Origin of the sequence: Aquicoccus sp., assembly GCF_041686535.1 — a bacterium.
Classification (GTDB): Bacteria; Pseudomonadota; Alphaproteobacteria; order Rhodobacterales; family Rhodobacteraceae; genus Aquicoccus.
The window spans coordinates 1-5,767 of record NZ_JAWLDS010000134.1; the positions used below are offsets into that span (position 1 = coordinate 1).

The following is a 5,767-nucleotide window of genomic DNA, read 5'->3' on the forward strand; positions in this document are numbered from 1 at the left end:
TCGCCATCCGGATGTTCTCGGTGCGGTCCTATGCCCTTGCGACGCAGTCCGGCCAGTCCGACTACACAATCTGAAATTGAACTATCGTTGCGAAGCTTTTCGCGTTTTACTCCGGCAAGTCGTGGATATGAACAGCCGGACAAACGTCTCTTGCCATGTCTCGGAGATGGGCGTGATGGGTCAGGTAAATCACTTGGCCGGTCTTGCTCATCTTTGCCATGAGACCAAAGGCCTCGGCAGCGCGGTGATCGTCAAAGCTCTCCATGATGTCATCCGCGATAAACGGCACAGGGCCGCTGTTGCGGGCGAACTCGTGGTATCCGGCGATGCGCAGGGCGAGGTAGAGTTGTGCTCTCGCGCCGTCTGAAAGCTGGTCCGCGTGTTTGGAGCCCCCGTCGGTCGCCATCGCCACCAGGATTTCGTGGGTGCCGTCGGGCTGTGCGGCCAAACCCGAATAGCCGTTTCGCGACATGATGCGGAATGCCTCTGAGGCCCGGTCGAGCATGCCGCTGCGGTGCGTGTCGCGATAGCTTCTGAGGGCGGCGTCGACGGCAAGGAGGCCCAGGCGTTGACGCAGGTGACGCCGGGCGCCCTCCTCCATTTCCAGCAGCAGGGTCTGGCGCTGTTCGTCCAGCCGCGCCACCGCACCGTCACCGCCTACGGCCTCTACGGCCTCGTGGGCCTTGCGGAACGTGTCCTGTGCGTCTTCTTGGGTGGCGCGCAGCCTTTCCAGATCGTTCCGCAGGCTTTCTGCACGCGCGGCGAGCGCGTCGGCGTCAACCCCCTCAAGCCGCGCGCGCGCCTCTTCAACCGTGTTGCTGCGCATTTGGGCGCAGAGGTCTTCGGTCAGATCCCGCCGCGCCGCGCGCAATCTCGACACCTCTCCGGCGCGGGTCAGCGCATCGCGTGCCTCTGCCCAGTTGGCAGCCCCGAAATGGCGGGAAAATTCGGCGGTGCGTCCAAGGTGAATCTTTTCTGCCTCTTCGACCTCGCTGAGGCTCTGCCGTGCCGCCATCAAGCGTTTTTCGATGTCGGCACGCTGTGACTCCTCGCGTTCGGCGGCGCGCAGGCGCGTGGTCAGGGTGCGCCAGAGGTCTGATACCGCGCCATCGACAGGCAGCCCGAGCCGGTCTGCCAGCGCTTTGACCGCCTGTTCGAAGCTGTCGATGTTGGCCTGCATGGTCTGCGTGCGGTGTGTCAGATCGGCGACCTCGCGGTAATGCTCGCGAAGGCGGTCGAGTTCTTCGAGGATCGCGCGCATCTCGGCAACGCCGAGCGATGCGCCTGCCATCCAGGTCTCGGCGCGGGTGGCCTCCCAGGCGGCGTGCCAGTCGGCCTGTGCGTCGATGGCGGACTGAAGTGCAGCTTCGCGGCGGGTGAGATCTTGCTGCGACTGGGCGACGGTCTCCTGCAGGGCCTCGAGCTGGGTGGCGCGATCCAGCAGGGCTTGCGCGGTTTCGAGCGCCAGGGCCAGACCGGTGTCAGGGGGCATCTCGCAGCCCATGTGGGTCAGCGCGGTCAGAAGATCGGCCCGTGCTCGCGCGACGCGTTGCTGGTGGCGGGCCTGTTCGCGCAGGGCGCGCTCATGGGTGTCCGCCGCCTTTTGCGCCGCGTCCAGCCGATCAAGCCAGGCGCGCAAGGCTGGCATGTCCATGTCGGCGGGAAGGGCGCCGGAGACGGCGGACACGGTCGCCGCAAGCTCCTGCGCGAGGGCCGTGCACTGCGATTTCGCGTGGTCTGACTGCTTTCGCGCCATTGCGACCTGCCGTTCGGCCTCGGCCAGATCCCGGTCGGCACCGGCCGCCTTTTCGGCATGGGCGTGGTGCTGCGCGAGTGTAGCCGTCACCTGATCGTCGAGGCGCAGGGCCTTTTCGAAACGGTCGGCGGTTTCGTCGGTCAGGGCGGCACGGTGGCGTGACCATTCCATTTCGCGCCGCGACCTGATTTGCGCGGCCTCTTCGATGGTCACAATGGGTGTTGCACCGATGGCATCACGTTTCGCCCGAGCCTGTTGCAGGGCGAGGTCGAGTTGATCCAGTCGATCTTGCGCGCGTTCGGCGTCTCTGCCTGCCTTGGCAATATCGGTTTCGAGCCGTTCGAGGACGGCATGTTCGGGCCGCGCCAGATCAGCCAGCGCGGCGGCATCGCCCGACCACGGGACCAGGGCCGCCTGCGCCGATTTCAAGTCTGCCGCGGTCTCCTCCACCTGTGCCTGCGCGCGATCGCATGCGCCGGTCGGATCGTCGCGCCGGACGCCCTGCACCAGACCGTCGAGCCCGCCAAGGTCTGACGCATTGCCCCCGGCCTCTTGCAAGCGTCGTGTCGCACGTTGCAGGGCTGCACGGGCGTCCTCCAGCTCCTTGTGGGCGGCGTCGCGGGCCGTTTCAAGGCCTGAATTCCGCTCGATCAAGTCCCTGATGCGGCCAAGGGTGCGCGCGTCCGGCAGGAGAGTGACCGGATCTGTCCCGTCCTGCCCGAGACGCGCGAGACTTTGCTGCATCGCCTCGATTCTTGAGGCGAGATCGCCGCGGCGTCTTGGCAGGTCCTTGATCGCCTCGTCATGCGCCGATTTCAGGCCCTCGACCTCGGCGATCGTCTCGCGCACTTCGAGGACAGGCCGATCCGGCACACAGTCTTGCAGTTCGGAGTCCAGTCCTGCCACGGTCTTTCGTGCGGTCTCCAACCGGGTGGCGATGGCGGCCTCTGCGCGGTCCAACTCGGGTAGCTCGGCGAGCCATCCCTCGGGAGGTTCCGGTAATGCGCCGTAACCGGAAATCTGTGCGTCGAGGCGTTCCAGCCTTGGCAAGAGCGGGATGGCGGTGCTCAGTCGCTCGGTCTCGATCACCTCGGCCTGCGCGGTTTCAACGGCCTCTCGCGCATTTTGCCATGCGTCCCGGGCCGTGTCGCGTTCCGTCGACAGGCGGGCATATTCGGCCGCTGCCGTGTCCAGATCCCTGATCTGCCTGCCCAGGTCGTCGAAGGCGGCACCAAGGTCGCGGAGCACGCCCTTGCGCCCGGATTTGTTCAGAAACGTCTCGGACTCCGCGCGCAACCCGTCCAGTTGCGTGGCAAGATCGGTCAGGCCTGCGCTGGCCTGGAACAGGAGTTCACCCAGATCGCCCTTGCTGGCAAGGATGCTTTCCCCGCCTTCATCAAGTGTCTGCCGGTTGAGCGAGAACATCGCCGCGTAAGACGATCGGTCGAGCCCGCGCAGCCCGCCATGCAGCAGCGCTTCGCCCACCGGCGCGCCTCTCGCATCGAGCAGCGAGGTGTCGCGTTTCTTGACCCGGACCAGATCATGCGTCCGCCCGTCGATCTCCAGCGCGGCCCCCAGCTGCATGGTCTGGTAGGAATGAAGGAACGCCATTCGGCTTTGCACGGGGATCTGGAACAGAAAATCCAGCCAGCCTTCGAGCAGGGTGGATTTCCCGGCCTCGTTGGCTTCGTAAATCACGTGCAGGTCGGGGGCACCGGTGTCTGGAGCCGGAAAGGCAAGGCTCACATCCGTGAACTTGCCATAGCGGGTGAGGTCGAGCCGGTTCAGCCGCATCGCTCAGCCCCCGTTTTCTTCGAGGCGCGCGAGCACCTCCATTGCGCCCTGTTGCATCGCCTCGGCGATAGCGGCGGCGGTCTGTTCTTCGCTTTCCCCCAGAAGCCCCCGCAACTCGCGCGGGAGGTGTTTCAGCAAGCGATCCACCTCGTCCTGCACAGCCGGGGCATCGGGGCGCAAGCCTGTCTGCTCGATGATTCGGACCAGTTCGCCTACCGCCCCACCCGGAGAGGCGGTCGCGCCGGTGTCCAGTGCGACCTCGATCTTGTCGATCCAAAGCGCGCCGATTTGTTCTGCGACGGCCTGTGCCTCGGCGTGCAGCACATCGGCGTCACGGCCGATCCTCCAGGCCAGCGGTGTCGCCCCTGTCAGAACGGGCCGCATGATCAGGTGTTCGCCAGCGTGGTGCTGCCGCGCCGAGCGGATGGTGTGCTTCAGTGCCTCCACGAGGTCGTGCCAGTCGGAGAGTTGGCTGCACTCCACCGGGAGGCGCTCGAACTGCGCCATGGCAAGGTGCCGTTCCGCGAGATCGACCGACCCGTCATCGGCCACCGAAACCAGCGTAACCGACTTGGCCCCGGCCTCGCCTATGTCGCGCCCTTGCGGGATGCCCGGCATGACCACGGTAGTGGCACCGGGGTAGGCGGCGCGCTGGTGGATATGCCCCAGTGCCCAGTAATCGAATCCGGTGGCCTGAAGATCCGACAGGGCGCAGGGTGCGTATAGGTCATGTCACTGCGCGCGCCCCAGCGAGCTGTGCAGCACGCCGATGTTAAACGCCCCCCGCACCGGGGCCTGGAACCGGTTGAGCAGGGTCTCGGGGGCGTGAGGCTTGCCGAACGAAATGCCGTGCACCGCGACCGCATGCCCGCCCCAGGTGGTTTCGATCATGTTGGCCTTGCCGGAAAACACCGTGATGCTGTCCGGCAGTGCGAGTTCGCGCGTGATTTTGGAGGCGGCGTCGTGGTTGCCTCGGATGATGAATGCCGGGATACCCGCTGCGGCCAGCCGCTCCATCTCCTGAGTGAGAAAACGCGCCGTTTTCATCGAGGTCTGGCCGCTATCGTAAAGGTCTCCGGCGATCAGAAGAGCCTGGACATGCTCGGCCAAGCAAAGATCGACTAGCCGGCTGAAGGTGGCCCGGGAGGCGTTGCCGACAAGCTCGGCCAGTCCTGCGTCGCGCAGGGCAAGGGATTTCAGTGGGGAGTCGAGGTGAATATCCGCTGTGTGAACGAACTTGAATGCCACCTCGACCCCGTGTTGCTGATTGAACCTGTAGGAGGCGGTGTGACCACGGAGCGGTGACCGTCAAGGGAAAGTATGGAATCAACGTGATGTTCGGGAGGTGAGGGCATCCGACGAAAGCGGTGTCTGTGAGGGCATGACCATCAATTCGTTCTCCTGCACACTCAAGTGTAAACTCCAGCCGGTCAATTGTCTCACGCTTATTGGCACGGAGGGTGGCGTCCCTAAGGGGTCATTCTGGCCTCTACCGGAATCGACGCCTTACCCAGATGCAACAGGTAAGCACAAGAAAACTTAGTCACGGCGGTATTGAGATAATGGCACTTGACTCAACCTTAACGTGCAGTAGCATATAGCTTGTTATCAAGTTCGGAATATCATGGTGAAGCAAACTCCACTCCCCACGATCGCACCCCTTATTGTCATCATCGATGATGAGTTCTTCCGTATTGCAATGGATGCCGTGCTCGAGAAATGGTTTGGGACAGGCACGGTCGTCACCTGCGCCACCGCGAAGGAAGCCGTCGAGCAGCTTTCTAACGGTACCGATTTTGGCCTCGGGATCGTCGATCTGAATATGCCCGGCATTGACATTCACGACCTTCTGAGCTCGCTGAGAGCTGCACAACCGGCAATGCGCATTGCCGTGTTCTCGGCCTCGAGATCGAGCGAGGATATACTAACGGCGCTCTCGGCGGGAGCGCACGGCTTCATCGACAAAGGGCTCGGCATCACCGAAGCCGAAGTGGCAGTTCGCCAGATTGCGAACGGGTCGGTTTACGTGCCCCCCTTCCCACCGCAGTCGGACAGGATGGCGCAGAAGGGCGATTCCGGGGGCAAGCGGACCACCGTCGCACTGACGACGCGTCAGAAGGATGTGCTCCGTCTTCTCGTCGAGGGGCGGTCCAACAAGGGGATCGCGCGCGTGCTCAACATCACTCCCAGTACCGTCAAGTTCCACATTTCCTTCAT

General features: G+C 64.0%; 4 protein-coding genes. 1 reads left to right on the forward strand and 3 read right to left on the reverse strand.

Annotation, left to right across the window (positions count from 1 at the left end):
* Nucleotides 1-106 precede the first annotated feature (106 nt).
* From ACESL9_RS16555 to ACESL9_RS16565, 3 genes are all read right to left on the reverse strand, one after another.
* Nucleotides 107-3,550 (reverse strand): AAA family ATPase, encoded by a 3,444-nt coding sequence (locus ACESL9_RS16555; RefSeq protein ID WP_372675231.1) that lies wholly within the window; start codon nucleotides 3,548-3,550, stop codon nucleotides 107-109.
* A gap of 3 nt (nucleotides 3,551-3,553) precedes the next feature.
* On the reverse strand, nucleotides 3,554-4,174 hold the full coding sequence (locus ACESL9_RS16560; RefSeq protein ID WP_372675232.1) for a hypothetical protein: 621 nt from the start codon (nucleotides 4,172-4,174) through the stop codon (nucleotides 3,554-3,556).
* Between the two features lie 108 nt (nucleotides 4,175-4,282).
* Nucleotides 4,283-4,798, reverse strand: a complete 516-nt coding sequence (locus ACESL9_RS16565) for an exonuclease SbcCD subunit D (RefSeq protein WP_372675234.1) — start codon at nucleotides 4,796-4,798, stop codon at nucleotides 4,283-4,285.
* A gap of 376 nt (nucleotides 4,799-5,174) precedes the next feature.
* On the opposite strand from ACESL9_RS16565, the gene ACESL9_RS16570 reads away from it, so the two are divergent.
* Nucleotides 5,175-5,767, forward strand: a 593-nt coding sequence (locus tag ACESL9_RS16570; protein ID WP_372675236.1) for a response regulator, incomplete at its 3' end; no start/stop codon positions are given.

Excerpts from the sequence above, each read along its gene's own strand:
- ACESL9_RS16555 (WP_372675231.1), bottom strand. The coding sequence starts at position 3,550 with ATGCGGCTGAACCGGCTCGACCTCACCCGCTATGGCAAGTTCACGGAT.